Annotated in this window: 15 protein-coding genes and 2 pseudogenes; 9 read left to right on the plus strand and 8 right to left on the minus strand. The window is 68.3% G+C overall.

Features of this window, described 5'->3' with window-relative positions; translation table 11 throughout:
• Positions 1–33: 33 nt before the first annotated feature.
• The 3 genes from CFB82_RS04380 to CFB82_RS04390 form a co-directional block, all read right to left on the minus strand.
• On the minus strand, positions 34–1,032 hold the full coding sequence (locus CFB82_RS04380; protein ID WP_089445024.1) for a 2-hydroxyacid dehydrogenase: 999 nt from the start codon (positions 1,030–1,032) through the stop codon (positions 34–36).
• Positions 1,033–1,062: 30 nt separating this feature from the next.
• Positions 1,063–2,046: a LysR family transcriptional regulator gene (locus tag CFB82_RS04385; protein ID WP_089483529.1), complete on the minus strand. Its 984-nt coding sequence runs from the start codon at positions 2,044–2,046 to the stop codon at positions 1,063–1,065.
• Between the two features lie 289 nt (positions 2,047–2,335).
• Positions 2,336–2,788 (minus strand): hypothetical protein, encoded by a 453-nt coding sequence (locus CFB82_RS04390; protein WP_089483530.1) that lies wholly within the window; start codon positions 2,786–2,788, stop codon positions 2,336–2,338.
• 12 nt (positions 2,789–2,800) lie between these two features.
• Between CFB82_RS04390 and CFB82_RS04395 the strand changes: the two are divergent.
• A pseudogene (locus CFB82_RS04395) lies at positions 2,801–4,011 on the plus strand (pyridoxal-phosphate-dependent aminotransferase family protein).
• A 27-nt stretch (positions 4,012–4,038) separates the two neighbouring features.
• Here CFB82_RS04395 and CFB82_RS04400 read toward each other — a convergent pair.
• A complete protein-coding gene (locus CFB82_RS04400; protein ID WP_089483531.1) occupies positions 4,039–4,974 on the minus strand; it encodes a helix-turn-helix domain-containing protein in 936 nt (311 codons plus the stop codon).
• A gap of 135 nt (positions 4,975–5,109) precedes the next feature.
• Between CFB82_RS04400 and CFB82_RS04405 the strand changes: the two genes are divergently transcribed.
• Positions 5,110–6,000 (plus strand): DMT family transporter, encoded by an 891-nt coding sequence (locus CFB82_RS04405; RefSeq protein ID WP_069247268.1) that lies wholly within the window; start codon positions 5,110–5,112, stop codon positions 5,998–6,000.
• A gap of 122 nt (positions 6,001–6,122) precedes the next feature.
• Here the strand turns inward: CFB82_RS04405 and CFB82_RS04410 are convergent, their stop codons facing one another.
• Positions 6,123–7,337, minus strand: coding sequence for an MFS transporter (locus tag CFB82_RS04410; RefSeq protein ID WP_089483532.1), 1,215 nt, complete (start codon positions 7,335–7,337; stop codon positions 6,123–6,125).
• Positions 7,338–7,673: 336 nt separating this feature from the next.
• On the opposite strand from CFB82_RS04410, the gene xdhA reads away from it, so the two are divergent.
• The 4 genes from xdhA to CFB82_RS04430 all read left to right on the plus strand — a co-directional run bounded on the left by xdhA (position 7,674) and on the right by CFB82_RS04430 (position 12,798).
• Positions 7,674–9,224 (plus strand): xanthine dehydrogenase small subunit, encoded by a 1,551-nt coding sequence (gene xdhA / locus CFB82_RS04415; protein WP_089483533.1) that lies wholly within the window; start codon positions 7,674–7,676, stop codon positions 9,222–9,224.
• Between the two features lie 18 nt (positions 9,225–9,242).
• Entirely contained in the window at positions 9,243–11,606 is a 2,364-nt protein-coding gene (gene xdhB / locus CFB82_RS04420; protein WP_069247271.1) for a xanthine dehydrogenase molybdopterin binding subunit, read from the plus strand.
• Positions 11,607–11,690: 84 nt separating this feature from the next.
• Complete coding sequence (gene xdhC / locus CFB82_RS04425) at positions 11,691–12,308, plus strand: xanthine dehydrogenase accessory protein XdhC (protein ID WP_089472240.1); 618 nt, start codon at positions 11,691–11,693, stop codon at positions 12,306–12,308.
• An 88-nt stretch (positions 12,309–12,396) separates the two neighbouring features.
• Positions 12,397–12,798, plus strand: a complete 402-nt coding sequence (locus CFB82_RS04430) for a polyketide cyclase (protein ID WP_089483534.1) — start codon at positions 12,397–12,399, stop codon at positions 12,796–12,798.
• Positions 12,799–12,832: 34 nt separating this feature from the next.
• Here the strand turns inward: CFB82_RS04430 and CFB82_RS04435 are convergent, their stop codons facing one another.
• From CFB82_RS04435 to CFB82_RS04445, 3 genes are all read right to left on the minus strand, one after another.
• The gene (locus tag CFB82_RS04435) at positions 12,833–13,780 is read right to left on the minus strand and encodes a LysR family transcriptional regulator (protein WP_089445034.1); all 948 of its coding nucleotides are present in this window, start codon (positions 13,778–13,780) and stop codon (positions 12,833–12,835) included.
• A gap of 68 nt (positions 13,781–13,848) precedes the next feature.
• A complete protein-coding gene (locus CFB82_RS04440) occupies positions 13,849–14,487 on the minus strand; it encodes a DsbA family protein (protein ID WP_089445035.1) in 639 nt (212 codons plus the stop codon).
• Positions 14,488–14,581: 94 nt separating this feature from the next.
• Positions 14,582–16,024 carry a TAXI family TRAP transporter solute-binding subunit gene (locus CFB82_RS04445; protein WP_069247276.1) on the minus strand — a complete coding sequence of 481 codons (1,443 nt, stop codon included), beginning with the start codon at positions 16,022–16,024 and terminating at the stop codon, positions 14,582–14,584.
• A gap of 438 nt (positions 16,025–16,462) precedes the next feature.
• Between CFB82_RS04445 and CFB82_RS04450 the strand changes: the two genes are divergently transcribed.
• The 3 genes and pseudogenes from CFB82_RS04450 to CFB82_RS43120 form a co-directional block, all read left to right on the plus strand.
• Positions 16,463–16,828, plus strand: coding sequence for a BON domain-containing protein (locus tag CFB82_RS04450; RefSeq protein ID WP_089424630.1), 366 nt, complete (start codon positions 16,463–16,465; stop codon positions 16,826–16,828).
• A gap of 136 nt (positions 16,829–16,964) precedes the next feature.
• Positions 16,965–19,053, plus strand: a pseudogene (locus CFB82_RS04455) (D-(-)-3-hydroxybutyrate oligomer hydrolase).
• A 505-nt stretch (positions 19,054–19,558) separates the two neighbouring features.
• The coding region (locus CFB82_RS43120) for a hypothetical protein (RefSeq protein ID WP_218829056.1) at positions 19,559–19,792 on the plus strand (234 nt) is incomplete at its 3' end.

The raw sequence follows: 19,792 nt of genomic DNA on the forward strand, positions 1-19,792 counted from the left end.
GCAACCGTGAAACGAGCCGGTTTCGTCGATTTCTCAGCGATTCGCCGTCACGACGTTCTGCGGCGTGCCCGCATGCCACGCCTCGATGTTCAACAGTGTGGTGTGCGCGATCTCGGCGAGCGCCTCGCGCGTGAAGAATGCCTGGTGCGACGTGACGATCACGTTCGGGAACGTCAGCAGGCGGGCGAGCACGTCGTCCTGCAGCGGCAGGTCGGAGTGATCCTCGAAGAAGAGCCCGCTTTCCTCTTCGTACACGTCGAGCCCGAGATGGCCGAGCTGGCCGCTCTTGAGCGCGTCGACCAGCGCCTGCGCATCGACGAGGCCGCCGCGCCCGGTGTTGATCAGCATCGCCCCGTGCTTCATCCGCGCGAGCGTCCGTTCGTTGATCAGATGGTGCGTCGACGGCAGCAGCGGGCAATGCAGGCTGACGATGTCGGCGTCGTGCAGCAACGCGTCGAGCGCGACATAGCGCGCGCCGAACGCGATCAGCTCGTCGTTGTACGGCGGCACCGAGTGCGCGAGCACATGCATCCCGAAGCCCATCATGATCTTCGCGAACACGCTGCCGATGATGCCGGTGCCGATCACGCCGACGGTCTTGCCGTGCAGGTCGAAGCCGAGCAGGCCGTTCAGCGAGAAGTCGCCTTCGCGGGTGCGCGCGACGGCGCGCGGCAGGCGGCGGTTGAGGGCGAGGATCAGTGCGACCGCGTGCTCGGCCACCGCGTGCGGTGAATAGGCGGGCACGCGCACGACCGTGATGCCGAGCCGCTCGGCGGCGGCCAGGTCGACGTGGTTGAAGCCCGCCGAGCGCAGCGCGATCAGCCGCGTGCCACCGTCCGCCAGCCGTTCGAGGACGGCCGCGTCGACGGTGTCGTTGACGAACGGGCAGACGACGTCATAGCCATGCGCGAGGATCGCGGTTTCCGCGTCGAGGTGCGACGGCTGGAAGTGCAGCCGATAGCCGAACTGCCGGTTGGCGGCAGCAAACGAATCGTCGTCGTACTGCCGGCTGCTGAACAGGATCACGCGCACGCTGCACCTCCGAAGGCTGACGCGCGCAGTTTACTGCAGCCCCGTGACGATGTCGGAGCGGTCGGGGCCGCGCGACGGCCGCAGGAAGCCGTAATCGGTGCGTTCACGGGCCGGCTGCGCGCTGAAGTGATCGAGCGCGTGCTCGACGAAGCTGCGCGTGCGCGCCGGCACGTACTGGCGATTCGGGTAGACGAGCGACAGCTGCGTGTCGGGATCGTCGATCCGGTAGCCGGCCATCAGCCGTACGAGCGTGCCGCTGGCGAGTGCGCTGGCGACGCACGGCTCGGGCAGCACCGCGATGCCCGCGCCGGCCACGGCGGCCGCGTGGACCAGCGCGAGCTGGTTGACCGTGCAGGCCGGGCGCACCGTGACGGAATGCGCGACGCCGTCGTGGCCGACCAGTTGCCACGCGGGCGCATGCTGGTGCGGCGCGAGCGTGACCCAGTCGTGGCCCGGCAGGTCGTCGGGCAGGCGCGGCTCGCCGCGTCGCTCGAGATAGGCCGGCGCCGCGACCGCGACGAACGGGTTGGGCGCAAGGGCGTGGCCGATCAGCGTCGGATTTCCGTCGAGCCGGTTGCCCGTGACGATGCCGACGTCGTACCCGGAATCGAGCACGTCGAGCGGCCCCTCGGCGACGGTCAGCTGCACGCGCAACTCCGGGTAGCGGTGCCGGAAGCTGCTGACGAGCGGCGTCAGCGCAAGCGGCGACAGCAGGCCCGACGCGACGACGCGCAGCGTGCCGGCCGGCTCGCGCACGGCATGCGCGACGGACGATTCGAGGTGGTCGAATTCCTCGAGCAGCGCCCGGCACCCGTCGAGGTAGCGCACGCCGGCCTCGGTGAGCGACAGATTCCGCGTGGTGCGGTGGATCAGCCGGGTGTTCAGGTGGCCCTCGAGCATCGCGATCGAACGCGTGACGAGTGCATTGGACACACCGAGATGGTGCGCCGCGCGCCGGAAGCTCTGTTGCTCGGCGACGCAGACGAATACACGCATGGTCTGAATCTGGTTCATGGCTTGCGTATTTCTGGCCCGGTTGATTGATTATGGTTTGGTTTTACGCCGCGCGCCTCGAAAGTGCATCGCGCGGCCCTCGGTTTTTGCATCGTATCGAAAAATCGTTTTCTTCGATTCCGCAGACGATTGTTCAATACAGAGCGATATCCGTCAACCTGAGAAAATGGGCGGGTTGCGGAAAATCGAAATCGGGAGTAACGCGTTAAACGGAGTGCTGTCTCGCATGCCGGCCGTTCAAAGGTGGCACGGTATTCGAATAAGCATGTTTTGTGCGAATATTTTGTATTTAAATCAACGAGTTGTGAGATGTTTGCGTGGGTTTGTTCAGGTATTGCCAGGAAGCGTTCCCCAATTTGTGCCGCAGTAATGGATGTTTTTCTGCCGTGCCGGGGTTTAGCGTATCGGATTCCGTGCGGCGATTTTCATCACGGATCTGGTCTATTTCAATCGATACGGAAGTCGCGCTGAAGCGGCGATGTCGACGAAGCGCGGTGTTATTGACGGAGAAAATCGTGCGCTTGACGCACGAGTGGAACCGTTTCACAACCTGGCCGGCAATCCATTTCCAATCCGGATGACCGGCGTGCGACCCGCGCACGGCTGGCTGGCCCGGTCGCCGGACCGGGCCACCGTCGCGCTGTCCGGCCGCGCGTGCCTCTTGCGCGAGGCGGCGGAACGCGGAATGATCGATCAGTTCGCCATGCAGCGCGGCGGGCGTCCGTGCACTTCCTTTCCTCACCTTTTACCAGCCATGTCCATCGATTACTCGCCGATTCCCTGTCCCGTCGTCGTGCCGCTCGACGCGATCCTGCCCGAAGAACCGCTGCTGATGATGGGGGCCGGCCCGGTCCCGATCCCGGCCGCCGTCGCGAAGGCGAACACGATCGTGATCAACCACCTCGGCGCGACGATGGCGAAGATCATCGAGCAGGTGAAGGAGATGGCGCGCTACGTGTTCCAGACCCGCACGAAGTGGGTGCTCGGCGTCGCGGGCCCCGGTTCGGCCGCGATGGAGATGGCGATCTCGAACCTCGCGTGGCGCGGCACGCGCGTGCTGTCGATCCGCAACGGCTTCTTCAGCGCGCGGATGGCCGAGATGGCCACGCGCGTCGGCGCCGACGTCGCGACCCTCGAAGTGGCCGACCGCGCGGTCGCCGGCCTCGACGAGATCGCGGACGCAATCGCGCGCGAGCGGCCCGAGATCGTCACGATCGTGCAGGGCGAGACGTCGAACACCGTTTGGAACCGCGACTTGCGCGACATCGCGGCGCTCGCGAAGGCGGCCGGCGCGCTGGTCGTGGTCGACGCGGTGTGCACGCTGTCGACGATGCCGCTCGAGATGGACGCGTGGGGCATCGACGCGGTGATCACCGGCGGCCAGAAAGGGCTGTCGTCGATCCCGGCGTGTCGCTGATCGCGTTCTCCGACGCCGCATGGGACCGCATGAAGCAGCGCCCCGAACCGAACGCGCACTGGTGCCTCGACATGGCGCTCGCCGAGAACTTCTGGCACAACGCCGGCTATCACTACACGGCGCCCGTGTCCGGCGTGCTCGCGCTGCACGAAGCGCTGCGGCTCGTCTGCGCGGAGACGCTCGAAAGCCGCTTCGCGCGCCACCTGCGCTGCTCGCTCGCGCTGCAGGCGGGCGTCGAATCGATGGGGCTCAAGCTCTATGCGCCGAAGGACTGCCGGCTCAATTCAGTGGTCGGGATCGAGACGCCGGAAGGGCTCACGCCGGGGATGGTCTGCGGCCATATCTCGAAGCAGTACCAGGTCGAGATTTCGGGCTCGTTCGGCTTGCCGATCGTACGGATCGGGCAGATGGGCGAGCAGTGCCGCGAACACAACCTGTTCCGCACGCTGCATGCGTTCGGCCGCACGATGGTCGACCTGAAGGTGCCGGTCGACCTGCCGGCCGGCGTCGCGGCACTCGAACAGGAACTCTCGCGGCGCGGCGCGTAAGCGGGGAAACGACGAAAGGGGCCGCGCTCAGCGGCCCTGCATCGCGCGCCGGTACGTATTCGGCGTCGTGCCGTGCGCGTCGCGGAAGCGATGGCTGAAGTGGCCGGCGTTCGCATAGCCGCAGTCGGCCGCGATCTGCGCGAGCGGCAGCGCCGTCGTGCGCAGCAGCTCGCGTGCTCGCGCCAGCCGTTGCTCGGCCACCCACGCGTGCGGCGCGCGGCCGAACGACAGCCGGAACATCCGCGAGAAGTGGTATTCGGACAGCGCGGCGACGTCGGCGAGTTCGCCGAGCGTCAGCGGTTGCGTCAGGTACGTGTCGATGTAGTCGCGCACGCGGCGGCGCACGGCCGGCGCGAGCCCGCCGCGGAACGACGTGTCGGTGCGGGTCGTGCTCTGCCCGCGCAGCAGCAGGCTCAGCACCTCGTGCGCGGTCTCGTTCACGCGCAGCCGTTCGTCAGCATCGTCCCAGCCGTCCAGCGCGAGCGAGCGCAGCAGCGCGGCGACGCGCGCATCCTCGAAGTAAGTGCGGTCGGCGAGCTTCAGCTCGCGCGGCTCGCGGTCGAGTTCGCGGATCGCGCGCTGCGTGAAGTGCTCGGGCAGGAAATACAGGTGGATGAAGTGCATCTCGCCGCGCACCCACCAGCGCGATTCATGGTCACCCGGCAACGCGCACAGCAGGCTCGGTGCGCCGTAGCGCGGCACGCGCTGGCGCTCGGTCCGGTAGCCGCCGTCGAGGTAGCACGACAGCGTGTGGTGGCCCGGCTGCTCGTAGACCGTCTCGCTTTCGTCGGTGATCCGCGTCCATTCGGCGATCGCCAGATGGTCGCCGAGCCACGCGAAGCGCTCGAGCGTCGCGTTCGCGTCCGCGAGCGTGCGGCAGACCGACTGCAGGCCGAACGGCAGATCGCCGCCAGCCAGGGCGGTGGGGTGGTCGACGGGCGGCGCGGAAAGGGAGGGGCTCATGATGGGCCGAGTATAAGCGGGCGCGCGGCGCCGCGTGCGGCGGCCCGAAAAAGACCGCAATTCCGGACAATCGGCGCGCGCCCGGCGGCGGCATAGTCGGGATCCGTTTCACCTGCTTTTTGGATCGTTGCCGCCATGAACCTGTCGCTTTATTTCGTCACCGTATTGATCTGGGGCACCACCTGGATCGCGATCAAATGGCAGCTCGGCGCCGTGCCGCCGCCCGTGTCGATCGCATGGCGCTTCTGGCTCGCGGCCGCCGTGCTGTTCGCGCTGCTGCGCGTGATGCGCCGACCGGTGCGCCCGCCGCGTGAAGCGTGGCGCTTTCTCCTCGCGCAGGGCTTTGCACTGTTCTGCCTGAACTTCCTGTGCTTTTACTATGCGGAGCAGGTCGTGCCGAGCGGCCTCGTCGCGGTGATCTTCTCGACCGCGCCGTTGCTGAACTCGATCAACGGCCGGCTGTTCATGGGCCGTCCACTGCGGCCGTCGGCGATCGCCGGCGCGCTGCTAGGGCTGGCCGGCATCGCGTGCCTGTTCTGGCAGCAGATGGCCGGCCATCTCGACGACCACGCGACGTGGACGGGGCTCGCGATCGCGTTCGCGGGCACGATGTGTTTCTCGATCGGCAACCTGCTGTCGAGCCGGATGCAGTCGATGGGGCTGCACCCGCTCGCGACCAACGGCTGGGCGATGCTGATCGGCGCGGCGATCCTGACCGTCGGCAGCGTGGCGGCCGGGATGCCGTTCACGCTCGACACGAGCCCGCGTTATCTCGGCGCGCTCGTCTACCTGGCCGTGCCCGGCTCGGTGATCGGCTTTACCGCCTATCTGACCCTCGTGGGCCGGATCGGGCCGGAGCGCGCCGCGTACTGCACGGTGCTGTTCCCGATCGTCGCGCTGGCCGTGTCGACGGTGTTCGAGGGCTACCAGTGGTCGCCGCTCGCGGTGGTGGGGCTGCTGCTGGTGGTGGCCGGCAACCTGGTCGCGTTCGACCTGACGAGGCGGTTGTTTCTCCGGGCTGCCTGACCGGCTTGCCCGCCGCACCGGCCCCGGCCGGATACAAAAACGCCCGCGCGATGCGGGCGTTTTCTATTGGGCGCCCGGCGGCGTGATGTCCGCGACCGGCCCCCTTGTCACGAACAGCGCGATCAGGCCGCCGCGCCGCTTCCCTCGACCCGCGCCTGCCGCTGGTACAGCACCATCGACAGCGCGACGCCCGCGGCAGCCGCCACCGCCGCGAACAGGAACACCTGCGGATAGCCGAACGCGCCCGCGACATAGCCGGCGAGCGGGCCCGTGATGCCGAGCGACAGGTCGAGGAACACCGAGTACGCGGACAGCGCCGCGCCGCGGCTCGCGGGCGGCACGAGTGCGACGGCCTCGACGCCGAGCGCCGGGAAGATCAGCGCGAAGCCGAAACCGGTCAGCGCGGCGCCGAGGAGTGCGATGTGCGGCACCGGCGCGAGCCACAGCAGCAACAGGCCCGAACATTCGAATGCGAACGACACGATCGCGACGCGGAAGCCGCCGTAGGTCTTGATCGTGTTCGCGAACAGCAGGCGCGCGCCGATGAACAGCGTGCCGAATACGGTCAGCGACAGGGCGGCGTTCGGCCAGTGGCGCGCCGCATAGTACAGCGTGACGAAGGTCGCGATCGAGCCGAAGCCGGCCGAGCCGAGCGCGAGGCCGAGGCCGTGCGGCAGTACGCGCGTAAACACGCTTGCGTACGACATCCGTTCGCCGTGCACGAGCGGCACCGAAGCGATCAGGCGTGCGAGGTAGAAGCCGATTGCGGCCAGCGCGATCACGAGCACGCCGATCAGCGCCGGATTCAGCGTATTCGCGATCGCGACGCCGACCGGCGCGCCGAGCGCGAGCGCGCCGTAGGTCGCGATGCCGTTCCACGAGATCACCTTCGCGTTGTGCGTGACGCCGACCCGGCCGATGCCCCACAGGATCGCGCCAGTGCCGCACAGGCTCTCGCCGACGCCGAGGACGAGCCGGCTCGCGACCAGCAGCACGAGGCTCGCGACCGGCCAGTGCGCGAGCAGCAGCGCGACGAGCAGCAGCACGCCCGACACGCCGCAACCGACCAGCCCGCGGAGCACTGTCTGCTTCGGGCCGAGCGTATCGGCCAGGCGCCCGGCGAGCGGCCGCGACGCGAGCGTCGCGAAATACTGGACGCTGATCGCGCCGCCCGCGACGATCGCGGAAAAGCCGAGGTCGCCGTGGACGAAGCCCGGCAGCACCGCGAGCGGCAGGCCGATGGTCAGGTAGCAGATGAACGTGAAGCAGACGACGGACACGATTTGCAGCGTGACCGCGAACCCGCTGCGCGGCGGTGTGGCGGAATCGGTTGACATGGGGTCGGAACGAATGAACGAGACGGCAGAGGACGGCGAAAAAGGGAATCGGGATTTTCCCATGGAACCGGTTTTCACGCAGGTACCATTTAGTTAATCGCGACCTGTTTTCGACGATCACGGACGGTCGCGGGGGCGCTGGGAAGAGGCTCGGAGCGCCGTGTGGAAAGGGCGTCGGGCGGGCCCGGCGCTCATATCGCGGCAGTTATATGGGCCCCATGCGTGATGGGCTATGGGTTGCGAAATTTGATGGTGATAGCGTGCAAACTGTCAGAAAAACGTCGGTCGAGCGCAAAGCGCGGGCCGCCTTGCCCCCATTTGAAGAACCATCGAGACATGAGTGAGCCGATCCGCTTCTACCATCGTCACGCGATCCGCGAAGTCAGCGGCGCGGACGTTACCCGCACCGTGCTGCAATACCTGCGCGAGGACGCGCATTGCACCGGCACCAAGGAAGGCTGCGCGGAAGGCGACTGCGGCGCGTGCACGGTCGTTGTCGGCGAGCTGACCGACGCCGGCGCGGTCGAGTTCAAGGCCGTCAACGCGTGCATCCAGTTCCTGCCGACGCTGGACGGCAAGGCGCTGCTGACGGTCGAGGACCTGCGCCAGCCGGACGGCGCGCTGCATCCGGTGCAGCAGGCGATGGTCGACTGCCATGGTTCGCAATGCGGGTTCTGCACGCCCGGCTTCGTGATGTCGATGTGGGCGCTGTACGAGAAGCATGGCCACGAAGGCTGCGGCCGTGCCGGCACGTGCGCGAAGGCGAAGGACGTGCCGACGCGTACCGAGATCGCCGATGCGCTGACCGGCAACCTGTGCCGCTGCACCGGCTATCGCCCGATCGTCGATGCGGCCGTGCAGATGTTCGATGCGCCGGCCCCGTCGGCGCCGGTCGACACCGCCGCGCTGGCCCGCACGCTCGCGTCGCTCGAGCGCGACGATACGTTCGACTACACGACGATCAACGGCGCACGCTTCGCGGCGCCGCGCACGCTCGACGCGCTGGCCGCGCTGAAGGTCGAGCGTCCCGACGCGCGCATTCTCGCGGGCAGCACCGACATCGGCCTGTGGGTCACCAAGCAGATGCGCCGGCTCGACGACCTGATCTACGTCGGCCAGATCGCCGAACTGCAGAACATCGTGCACGGCGACGACTGGATCGAAATCGGGGCTGGCGTGACGGTCGAGAAAGGGTATGCGGCGCTGGCCGGCCAGTATCCGGAACTGACCGAGATGTGGAAGCGCTTCGCGTCGCTGCCGATCCGCAACGCGGGCACGCTCGGCGGCAACGTCGCGAACGGCTCGCCGATCGGCGATTCGATGCCGGGCCTGATCGCGCTCGGCGCGCGCGTGGTCCTGCGCGGCGGCGACACGGTGCGCGAGCTGCCGCTCGAGGCGCTGTACACGGGCTATCAGCAGAAGGACATGGCGCCGCACGAATTCGTCGTCGGCCTGAAGGTGCCGACCCGCACCGGCGCGCGCGAGAAGCTGCAGTTCCGCACGTACAAGCTGTCGAAGCGGTTCGACTCCGACATCTCGGCCGTGTGCGCGGCATTCGCGTTCATCGCGGACGGCGACACGATCCGCGAGCCGCGCATCGCGTTCGGCGGGATGGCCGCGACGCCGAAGCGCGCGACCCAGACGGAAGCCGTGCTCGACGGCGCGCAGTGGCACGAAGCCACCGCGCAGGCGGCGATGCAGGCGCTCGAGCGTGACTACCAGCCGCTGTCCGACATGCGCGCGACGAGCACGTACCGTCTCGATACCGCGAAGAACCTGATGTATCGCTTCTGGCTGGAGACGCGCCCGCACGACCCGCTGCCGCCGCAAGCCCTGAATGTGCGTGAAGTGGCCGCCGAACTCGGCACCGACGCGGCGCGCGTCTGAAGACGGAGAACACCGAACATGAACCAGCAAGCAGAACCGTTCCTGAGCACCCTCGACCCGCAAGCCGACGCCGCGCAGGTCCACGTCTCGCGCGCGCACGAATCCGCGCACCTGCACGTCAGCGGGCGTGCCACCTACACCGACGACATCCCGATCGTCGCGGGCACGCTGCACGCGGCGCTCGGCCTGTCGGCGAAGCCGCACGCGAAGATCGTGTCGATGAACTTCGACGCGGTGCGCGCGACGCCGGGCGTGGTCGCCGTGTTCACGGCCGACGACATCCCGGGCGTCAACGATTGCGGCCCGATCATCCACGACGACCCGGTGCTCGCGAAGGGCATCGTGCAGTTCGTCGGCCAGCCGATGTTCATCGTCGTCGCGACGTCGCATGAAACCGCGCGGCTCGCCGCGCGCCGCGCGCAGGTCGACTACGAGGAGCTGCCGGCGATCCTCACCGCGCAGGAAGCGCGCGCGGCCGAAACCTACGTGATCCCGCCGCTGAAGCTCGCGCGCGGCGACGCGGCCGCGCGGCTCGCCGTCGCGCCGCACCGCGAGTCGGGCGAAATGCTGCTCGGCGGCCAGGAGCAGTTCTACCTCGAAGGGCAGATCGCGTACGCCGTGCCGAAGGACGACGACGGGATGCACGTGTACTGCTCGACGCAGCATCCGAGCGAGATGCAGCACCTCGTCGCGCACGTGCTTGGCGTCGCGTCGCACAACGTGCTGGTCGAATGCCGCCGGATGGGCGGCGGGTTCGGCGGCAAGGAATCGCAGTCGGGCCTGTTCGCGTGCTGCGCGGCGCTCGCGGCGTGGAAGCTGCTGTGCCCGGTGAAGCTGCGTCCGGACCGTGACGACGACATGATGATCACCGGCAAGCGGCACGATTTCCATTACCGCTTCGACGTCGGCTACGACGACGACGGCCGCATCGACGGCGTCGCGCTCGACATGACGTCGCGCTGCGGCTTCTCGGCCGACCTGTCGGGCCCGGTGATGACGCGCGCGGTGTGCCACTTCGACAACGCGTACTGGCTGGGCGACGTGAACATCGCCGGTTACTGCGGCAAGACCAACACGCAGTCGAACACCGCGTTCCGCGGGTTCGGCGGCCCGCAGGGCGCGTTTGCGATCGAGTACATCCTCGACGACGTCGCACGTTCGCTCGATCGCGATCCGCTCGACGTCCGCTATGCGAACCTGTACGGCAAGACCGAACGCAACGTCACGCCGTACGGGCAGACGGTCGAGGACAACGTGCTGCAGGAACTGCTCGGCGAGCTCGAAGCGACGAGCGACTACCGTGCGCGGCGTGCCGGCGTGCGCGAATTCAACGCACGCAACACGGTGCTGAAGAAGGGCATCGCGATCACGCCGGTGAAGTTCGGCATTGCGTTCAACGTCACGCACTTCAACCAGGCCGGCGCGCTGGTGCACATCTACACCGACGGCTCGGTGCTCGTGAACCACGGCGGCACGGAGATGGGGCAGGGGCTCAACACGAAGGTCGCGCAGGTCGTCGCGCACGAGCTCGGCATCCGCTTCGGCCGGATCCGCGTGACGGCGACCGACACCAGCAAGGTCGCGAACACGTCCGCGACGGCCGCGTCGACGGGCTCGGACCTGAACGGCAAGGCCGCGCAGGATGCGGCGCGCCAGTTGCGCGAGCGGCTCGCGGTGTTCGCGGCGAAGCAGTTCGGCGACGGCAAGGTCGATGCGGCCGACGTGACGTTCGGCAACGACGTCGTGTGGATCGGCGGCAACGGCGTGCCGTTCGGCGAAGTGATCGCGAAGGCGTACCTCGCGCGCGTGCAGCTGTGGTCCGACGGTTTCTACGCGACGCCGAAGCTGTACTGGGATCAGTCGAAGCTGCAGGGCCGGCCGTTCTACTACTACTCGTATGGCGCGGCCGTGTCGGAAGTCGTGATCGATACGCTGACGGGCGAGATGCGCACGCTGCGCGTCGATGCGCTGCACGACGTCGGCGCGTCGCTGAACCCGGCGCTCGACATCGGCCAGGTCGAAGGCGCGTTCATCCAGGGGATGGGCTGGCTCACGACCGAGGAGCTGTGGTGGAACAAGGGCGGCAAGCTGATGACGCATGCGCCGTCGACGTACAAGATCCCGACGGTGAACGACACGCCGCCGGAATTCAACGTTCGGCTGTTCAAGAACCGCAACGTCGAGGACAGCATCCACCGCTCGAAGGCCGTCGGCGAGCCGCCGCTGCTGCTACCGTTCTCGGTGTTCTTCGCGGTGCGCGATGCAGTGGCCGCGGTCGGCGACTACAAGGTGAACCCGCCGCTCGACGCGCCGGCGACCGGCGAGTCGATCCTGCGTGCGGTCAGCGCGGTGCGTGCGGCACGCGCCGGTCAGGCAGGCTGAGATGAAACGCCTCCCACGCTCACCTCGTTCACGGTCCCCCGTGGGGGCGGTCAGCCTCCTTGGGGAAGCCCGGCGGAGACCGACATGAACGGCCCCGCACGCTCGCTCCGCACCGCGTCGACCCCGGCATTCGCGCCGGGCACCGGCCAGCGCAACCGGGCGACCGGCACGCCGGCGCCGATGCACATCGTGCTGTTCGGCGCGGGGCACGTCGGTCACGCGCTCGTCACGCTGCTCGGCGCGCTGCCGTGCGTCGTGCAGTGGGTCGACACGCGCGACGAGCTGTTCCCGGACGAATGTCCGCCGAACGTGCAGCCGGAGCCGACCGACACGCCGGAGGCCGTGGTCGACGCGGCGCCGCCCGGCGCGTACTTCCTCGTGATGACGCACAACCACGCGCTCGACTTCTCGCTCGCCGCGCAGATCATGCGGCGGCGCGACTACGCGTATTTCGGGATGATCGGCTCGCGCACCAAGCGCGTGAAGTTCGAGCGCCGGCTTGCCGCGCGCGGCGTTGATCCGGCGCGGCTCGTGGAGATGGTGTGCCCGATCGGCGTCGCGGGCATCGTCGACAAGGCGCCGGGCGCGATCGCGGTGGCCGTGTGCGCGGAGCTGCTGCAGGCGCGCTCGGGCATGCCGGTGGCCGACGCGAAGGCGGCCGCATCGGGGCGTGCGCGCGACGACGTGTCCTGCGCGCGGTAGCGCCGCGCGGCCAACGCAGGGCCGCGCGATTTTGCCTACACTGCACGACGACGCGCGGCATCGGGCCGCGCCTTACCGTGCACGTGCCATGTCCGATCATCAGGTTTATCTCGACGCGCTCGATGCGAGCCTCGTCGCCATCGAGCGCTGGCTGTCCGGCGTCGATACCGCACCCGAGGCGCTCGATGCGCTGCTCGCCGCGTTTTCCGCCGAATTCACGATGATCCTGACCGACGGTCGCGTCGTCGATCATGACGGTACGCGCGCGCTGTTCGTGAAGCTCGCCGGCGCGAAGCCGGGGCTGCGCATCACGCTGTCGGACACCCGCGTGCTCGCGGCCGACGCATCGCATGTGACGCTCACCTATCTCGAAGCGCAGCACGCGGCGTCGGGCGAACTGCCCGCGCGCCGTGCAACCGCCGTGTTCGAGCGCGACGCGGCGGGCGTCGTGCGCTGGGCCCACCTGCAGGAAACCTTCTGCACGGCCTGAGCTTGAGCGGCTGCGCGCCGTTTCGTGCCGCGGCTCAGCGCTTGCGGCTGCGGGGAACCGTCAGCTCGTCGGACACGCTCTGCATCAGCGCGCACAGCCACGCGATGTCGGTCGGGCGGTCGGGCTGCGGATGCGTGAGCAGGTAGCTCTTGATGCGTGGGAACGGCACGGGCGGCGTGACGACCACGAGCGGCAGCAACTGCGCATAGTGCGTCGCGAAGCGGCGCGTCGTCGTGAAGATCAGGTCCGATTGCAGCAGCACCTGCGGCACGATTCCGAAGTAGGGCAGCGTCGTCACGATGCGCCGCGTAAGGCGCGCGCGTGTCAGGCCGATCTCGATCGCGTTGCGCTTGTCGCCGGTGTACGGCGTCGGCGCGACGTGCGCGGCCGACGCGTACGCTTCGCGCGTGAGCGGCTCGCGTGCGAGCGGGTGCGCATCGCGCATCAGGCACACGATCGTGTCGGAGAACAGGTCCTGGCGCGCGAACTGCGGGTCGGGCTTCGGCCAGTTGCCGATCACGAGATCGAGCGCGCCCGATTCGAGCGCGCCCGCGTGATCGAGTGCGGGATTCAGCGAATCGATTTCCAGATGGGCATGCGGCGCCGCGTCGCGAAAGCGCTCGATCAGCGTCGGCATGAAGAAATCGTTCAGGTAATCGGGGGCGGCGACACGGAACGTGCGCCGCGCGGACGATGGATCGAAATCGCCGTGCGGCGTCGCGATGAAGTCGACCTCGCGCAGCGCACGCTGCGCGGCCTCGAGCAGCGACGCGCCGTATTCGGTCGGCACCATCCCGGATTTGCCGCGCACGAGGATCGGGTCGTTCAGCGTCTCGCGCAGCTTGCGCAGCGCGGTGCTGATCGCGGGCTGGGTCTGGTTCAGCCGCAGCGCGGCCTGCGTGACGCTGCGCTCGAGTAGCAGCGTGCGCAACACGCGCACGAGCCAGATATCGAGCGAGGCGGTACGGTCGTCTTCTTCCATCGTAGGGGGTGATTCGGCGGAAGCGTAACCTTACCGCAGCCGCGCGTTGGCGTGCGTGATACCGGCCATCACACACGGCCCTTCGGCAGCGCGCTGATTCGCTTGACCTCGCGCGATTCGAGCCAGTTCGGCGTGCGCGCGCAGTACAGCACCATCGGCAGCGCGTCCTCGCCCCAGAACAGCTGCTGGTTCATCCAGAACGTCGGCACGCCGAACACGCCGAGCGCGATCGCGTCGGCGTTGTTGCGGGCCAGTTGCGCGGTGGTCTCCTCGAACTCGATCAGCTCGTCGCCGTGGCCGACGCCGACGCGCTCGCACAGTGCCGCGAAGCCTTCCGGCGTCGACGGGTCGTTGCCGTCGTGCCAGATGAAGCGGAACATTTCCAGCACGGTCGCGATGTCGGCGCGCAGCGCGATCGCGAGGCGCAACACCTTGTCGGAATCGAACGGATGGGCGGGCGGCATCTTGAAGCGGATGCCGAGCTGTTCGGCGCGAAACAGTGCGTGACGGTACGTGAACACGCGCTTGGCGGGCACGTCCGCGCTCGGGCGTTGCCCCCAGTGGCGCTGCAGGTGGGGCAGCGACACCGCGACGGGCTCGAACGGCACGTCCGGCCATTTGTCGAGCTGTTCGAGGAGCAGGTAGGAGAACGGCGACACGAAGTCGTAGAACCAGGCGGGTTGGGCGGTATCGAGGCCGGTTGTCATGGCGATCTCCAGAAGGTGGGGCGTGCGGCGCCTGGCGGCGGCCTCCATGTTACGCGGCGGCGCGCGCATGCAGCAATGATCGCGGATCGTCCGCTCACGCGGAACCGGGAGTCGCCCGAGGGGGCGTGCCGGCCGGCGGCGCGGCCTCGGCACGTGCCTGCGGCGGGCCGCCGGCGCCCGGCGGGCCGGCCGGCGTGTCCTGGTCGTGCGCGGTGAGCCGTTCGCGCACGAAGCCGATGTGCTCGCGCAGCACGTAGAACTGCCCGGCATAAGCCAGCGGCATCTTCATCCGGTTGACGGCTTCCTCGATGTCGTCGAGCTCGTCGAGCAACTGCACGCGCTCCTCGGCCGTGTGCTCGCCGAGCGCGCGGCGCTCGAGCGCGATCAGCGCGCCGTACCAGCGGTAGATGCGCGAGCGCACGCGCCAGCCGTACAGCGACGGCACGAGCCGCAGCCCGGGGATCAGCACGACGATCAGCGGCACGACCACGACGAGCAGCCGGTCGACGAGGCTCGCGACCCAGAACGGCAGCCGCCGGTACAGGAAGGTCTTGCCTGACTTGTAGTAGCGCGCGGCGTCGTCGGAGAGCGGGAACCCGCGCGTGACGGGCGACGGGAATTCGCCCGCGTGCTGCAGGATCGTCGCGTGGCCGTGCACCTCGCGCGCGGCCTCGATCAGCAGGTCGGACAACGCGGGGTGCAGCGAGTCGCGCGCGACGAGTTCGATGGTCGGCGCGACCGTGTGGATGTCGGCGGGCGGCAAGTTCCGGCCGAGATCGTAGACCCCCATCGGCAGCGTGATCGCGGTCAGGTACGGAAAGCGCCGCGCGTACGCCTCGGCCTGCGTGAACGAATACACGTGCACGCCCGGCGCGCGGAACAGTTTCGCCATCACCGGGATCTGCGTCGAGTCGCCGGACAGGAACGCCGCGTCGATCTTGCCGTCGAGCAGCGCGGTGGCCGCGTCCTCGCCGGCGGTCGGCAGCAGCTCGGTCGAGCCGCCCGGCACGATGCCGTTCATCTTCAGCAGCGCGAGGCTCAGCTCGCGCGCGCCGCTGCCTTCCGCGCCGAGCGCGAGCCGCTTGCCCTTGAAGTCGGACAGGCGCGCGACGACCGGGCCGCGATACATGATCGCGAGCGGCACGTAGCCGATGCTGCCGAGCGACACGAGGTGTTCGTCGCGCTCCTTCGGGCCGATGCCGCTCTGCACGAAGCCGACGTCGACCGGCGCGTTCGGGTTCGACAGCCGCGCGAGGTTCTGGGCGGACCCCTCGGATGACTGGACGTCGAGCGTGACGCCGTTCTTCGCGAGGATCGTCTTGTATTTCTGCGCGGCGTTCCAGTACGTGCTGCCGGGCGGCCCGGACGAGATCACGAGCGTGGACGGCGGTGCCGGCTGGATCAGCTTGACCGCGAGCCAGACGGCCGCGCCGGCGAGCAGCACGGTGGGGCCGATCGACAGCGCGAGGTCGCGCCACGACACCGCGACGAAGCGGGCGAGGATGCGGCGAGGCGGGCGAGGGCGGGCTGGCTTCATGGGGGCGGCGGATGACGCTGGCGTGACGTATCGGTGACGATCGGACGGTTGTCATGGACGACGCCGATGCTCGCGGCGATGGTACCCGGTTTCACCGGGCGTGCGCGAGTGGGGCGGCCTGGCGCGGCCCGGCGGCGACAATGGCGGGCGCCCCCGCGTCAAAAGCTTTGCGCTTCCGCGGGCGCTGGATTACATTGTGCGACGCAGCCGCGCCCGATTTGCGCGCGACCCGGCACCCAATGAGACCGGGCGCGTTCGGCCGGCGGCTGTCCGGCCCGGCCGGCCCGCTTTCGCGTGCGCCTGCCGCCAGCCCGTCTCGCCTCTCTCGTATCGCCGTGGAAAACACCGGCTGTCCCGCCCGTTCGCGCGCGGGCCGGCTGTTTTTGGGGGTAATCGGCCGTACTGTGCACGGCCGTTCCGGAGTGATAAGGAGATAGCATGAAGTCGATCGTGTTGAGAGCGTTGGGCGTCGCCGCCGTGGCGGCCTGTCTGTCGGGCAGCGTGTATGCGCAGTCGAGCGACGCAGCGGCGACGGAAGCGCCCGCGGCCGCGACCAGCGCGCCGAAGGCCGCCGCGAAGACCGCGAAGAAGGCGAACCGCAAGCTTGGCTACGCGGTGCGCAAGGCCATTACGAAGGCGGGCGGCATCGACGTGGCGAACATCGTCGTGCGCTCGAAGGGCGGCGCGATCACGCTGGAGGGCACGGTGCCCGACCAGGCCCAGATCGACAAGGCGGAAGAGGCGGCGAAGGGCGTGAGCGGCGTGACGTCGGTGTCGAACAAGCTGACGGTTCAGCAGCAGTAACGCCGGGCAGCGGCGCGTGAGCGCCGCATGCGCCCGTTTTCAGGCGGGCCCCGGCATGCCGGGGCCCGTTTGCGCTTGAGAGGTCGCAAGCCGCATGAAGCGGCGGCGGACCGATAACGATATCGAGAGGGCGGCGATGACGAAGCTCGGGTGGGGCAGGCGGGTGGTGTGGGGCGCGGCGCTGGCCGCGGTCGCGATACTCGGCGCCTGTAACGGCGACGAGTCGGCCGAGCGCAACCGGTTGCCCGGTTTCGTGTCCGGCAACGTGCGCACGACGGCCTATGACGGCGCGAGCGACGACCTGCTGACGGCGGGCCTCGGCAAGACGGGCCTCGGCTCGGCGAGCGCCCCCGGCTTTGCGAATGCCGCCCGGCCGACGAGCGCCGAGCTGCGCCGTCTCGCGATCTGGTCGAACTACCGCGCAATCGTCGACATGAGCGCCAACGGCGGCTACGGCCGCTTCTGGGGGCCGAACGTCGACCTCGACGGCAACGACACGCTCGGCGAAGGCAAGATTCCCGGCACCGAATATCTCGCGTACGCCGACGACGGCAGCGGCAGCAAGAACGTCACGCTGCTCGTGCAGGTGCCTGCCAGCTTCAATCCCGCGCAGCCGTGCATCGTCACCGCGACGTCGTCGGGCTCGCGCGGCGTGTACGGCGCGATTTCCGCGGCCGGCGAATGGGCGCTCAAGCGCGGCTGCGCGGTCGCCTACAACGACAAGGGCGGCGGCAACGGCGCGCACGAGCTGATGTCGGACACCATCACGCTGATCGACGGCACGCTCGCCAACGCGGTGCTGGCCGGCACCGCGAGCCTGTTCACCGCGAACGTCACCAGCGGCGATCTCGCCTCGTTCAATTCCCGCTTCCCGAACCGCTATGCGTTCAAGCACGCGCATTCGCAGCAGAATCCCGAGCAGGACTGGGGGCGCGTGACACTGCAGTCGGTCGAGTTCGCGTACTGGGCGCTCAACGAGCAGTTCGGACCGCCGATCGACGGCTCGCATCACGGCGTGCGCTATCGCGCGGGCGACATCACGACGATCGCCGCGTCGGTCAGCAACGGCGGTGGCGCGTCGCTCGCGGCGGCCGAACAGGACAACCGCGGCTGGATCACCGCGGTCGTGGTCGGCGAGCCGCAGATCAACGTGCGGATGGCGCCGAACGCCATCGTGCGCTCGGGCGGCCAGCCCGTGCCGTCGTTCGGCCGGCCGCTGGCCGACTACGCGACGCTCGCGAACCTGCTGGAGCCATGCGCGGCCGCGTCGGCGTCGCTTGCCGACGCGCCGTACCTGAGCGCGCTGCCGGCGGCGACCACGCAATCGATCCGCACCCAGCGCTGCGCGACGCTCGCCGCGGCCGGGCTCGTGTCGGGCGCCGATACGCAAAGCCAGGCCGCCGACGCGCTCGCGCAGCTCCACGCGGCCGGCTACCTCGCCGATTCCGACCTGCTGCAGGCGCCGATGTGGGATTCACAGGCGATTCCGGCGATCGCGGTCACGTATGCGAACGCGTACACGCGCTCGCGCGTCACCGACAACCTGTGCAATTTCAGCTTCGCGACGACGAACCCGGCGACGGGCGCCGTCGTCGCGCCCGCCACGTCGCCGATGCCGGCCGTGTTCGGCGTCGGCAACGGCGTGCCGCCGACGGCCGGCATCAACCTCGTGTTCAACACGGGCGCGGGCGTCGATCACCGGCTCGCGACGCCCGATGCAAGCTTCGCGGGCGCGCTGTGCCTGCGCCAGCTCTGGACAAACGGGATGCTCGGCATGCCCGCGAACGTCGACGCGGTGCGCGTGAACGCGAACCTGCAGGGCAAGCCGGCGATCATCGTGCAGGGCCGCAGCGACGCGCTCGTGCCCGTGAACCACGCGTCGCGCGCGTACGTCGCGCAGAACGGCATCAGCGAAGGCGGGCGCAGCCAGCTCGTGTTCTACGAGGTGACGAACGGCCAGCACTTCGACGCGTTTGCCGGTGCCGGGCTTCGACACGCGCTTCGTGCCGGTTCATTACTACAACCTGCAGGCGCTGAACCTGATGTGGAAGCACCTGAAGAACGGCGCGCCGCTGCCGCCGTCGCAGGTGATCCGCACGGTGCCGCGCGGCGGCACGCCGGGCGCCGCGCCCGCGCTGACGAGCGCGAACCTGCCGCCGATCTCGGCCGCGCCGGGCGCGAACGCGATCACGGTCGGCGCCGGCGCGATCGACGTGCCGCTCTGACGGCGAGCGTCGTACCGCCCTCGCGAAGCCGGACAGTCGTCCGGCTTTTTCTTTTGGGGGCTCTGGAATCGGTCCCGAACTGCCTTTTATCGGAATGGCGAGCACCGTAACAAATTATTACTTTACGGCGATAAATCGGGACCCTAATATGCGCCGGTATTTTCACTTAATTTAATAAATTCCAGATACGAGAATATTCCTTTCCGTTTAGTTAATCGATCCTTTCGATTTTATTAAATCGGCTCGAGTCGCGATTGATCGTCGCTTTGCGATTAATCGACCTCTCGCCGAGGGGGATTGTTCGTCTGTTCGAAGCGAGGCGCCCTTGTTGAGGCTGGCCTGGTGAGGCATGCTTTTGCCGTCGATTTTGTGCGGATGCAAATGCGCTGAATGAATATGTATTGCTGCGGATTATCGAATTGTCGTTCGCAATGGAATTGATTTCATTGTGCGGTCGCAAAAAAATATGGGTGGGGTAAATCATGCCGGTCGGTAAGCCTTCGACATGAAATGTCTCTACAATCATGGTTCGAACTGGACGGGACGAGCAACGAAGCTGATGGCATTGAAAGCGCTGGAACTGACGCAGGAAGAACGTACAAAGCTTGAAGCGATGGCGAGAAGCCGTCGTGATTGGCGAATACGAGACCGGTCGCGGACGATTCTGATGTTCAGCGACGGCGTGCGAGCGAAAGAGATCGCCAGACGACAGGAACTGACGTTGGAGGCGGTGTATGAG

It is taken from the genome of Burkholderia sp. HI2714, from assembly GCF_002223085.1.
Lineage (GTDB): Bacteria > Pseudomonadota > Gammaproteobacteria > Burkholderiales > Burkholderiaceae > Burkholderia > Burkholderia lata_D.

Excerpts from the sequence above, each read along its gene's own strand:
- CFB82_RS04385 (WP_089483529.1), bottom strand. The coding sequence starts at position 2,046 with ATGAACCAGATTCAGACCATGCGTGTATTCGTCTGCGTCGCCGAGCAA.
- CFB82_RS04400 (WP_089483531.1), bottom strand. The coding sequence starts at position 4,974 with ATGAGCCCCTCCCTTTCCGCGCCGCCCGTCGACCACCCCACCGCCCTG.
- CFB82_RS04405 (WP_069247268.1), top strand. The coding sequence starts at position 5,110 with ATGAACCTGTCGCTTTATTTCGTCACCGTATTGATCTGGGGCACCACC.
- CFB82_RS04410 (WP_089483532.1), bottom strand. The coding sequence starts at position 7,337 with ATGTCAACCGATTCCGCCACACCGCCGCGCAGCGGGTTCGCGGTCACG.
- xdhA (WP_089483533.1), top strand. The coding sequence starts at position 7,674 with ATGAGTGAGCCGATCCGCTTCTACCATCGTCACGCGATCCGCGAAGTC.
- xdhB (WP_069247271.1), top strand. The coding sequence starts at position 9,243 with ATGAACCAGCAAGCAGAACCGTTCCTGAGCACCCTCGACCCGCAAGCC.
- xdhC (WP_089472240.1), top strand. The coding sequence starts at position 11,691 with ATGAACGGCCCCGCACGCTCGCTCCGCACCGCGTCGACCCCGGCATTC.
- CFB82_RS04430 (WP_089483534.1), top strand. The coding sequence starts at position 12,397 with ATGTCCGATCATCAGGTTTATCTCGACGCGCTCGATGCGAGCCTCGTC.
- CFB82_RS04435 (WP_089445034.1), bottom strand. The coding sequence starts at position 13,780 with ATGGAAGAAGACGACCGTACCGCCTCGCTCGATATCTGGCTCGTGCGC.
- CFB82_RS04440 (WP_089445035.1), bottom strand. The coding sequence starts at position 14,487 with ATGACAACCGGCCTCGATACCGCCCAACCCGCCTGGTTCTACGACTTC.
- CFB82_RS04445 (WP_069247276.1), bottom strand. The coding sequence starts at position 16,024 with ATGAAGCCAGCCCGCCCTCGCCCGCCTCGCCGCATCCTCGCCCGCTTC.
- CFB82_RS04450 (WP_089424630.1), top strand. The coding sequence starts at position 16,463 with ATGAAGTCGATCGTGTTGAGAGCGTTGGGCGTCGCCGCCGTGGCGGCC.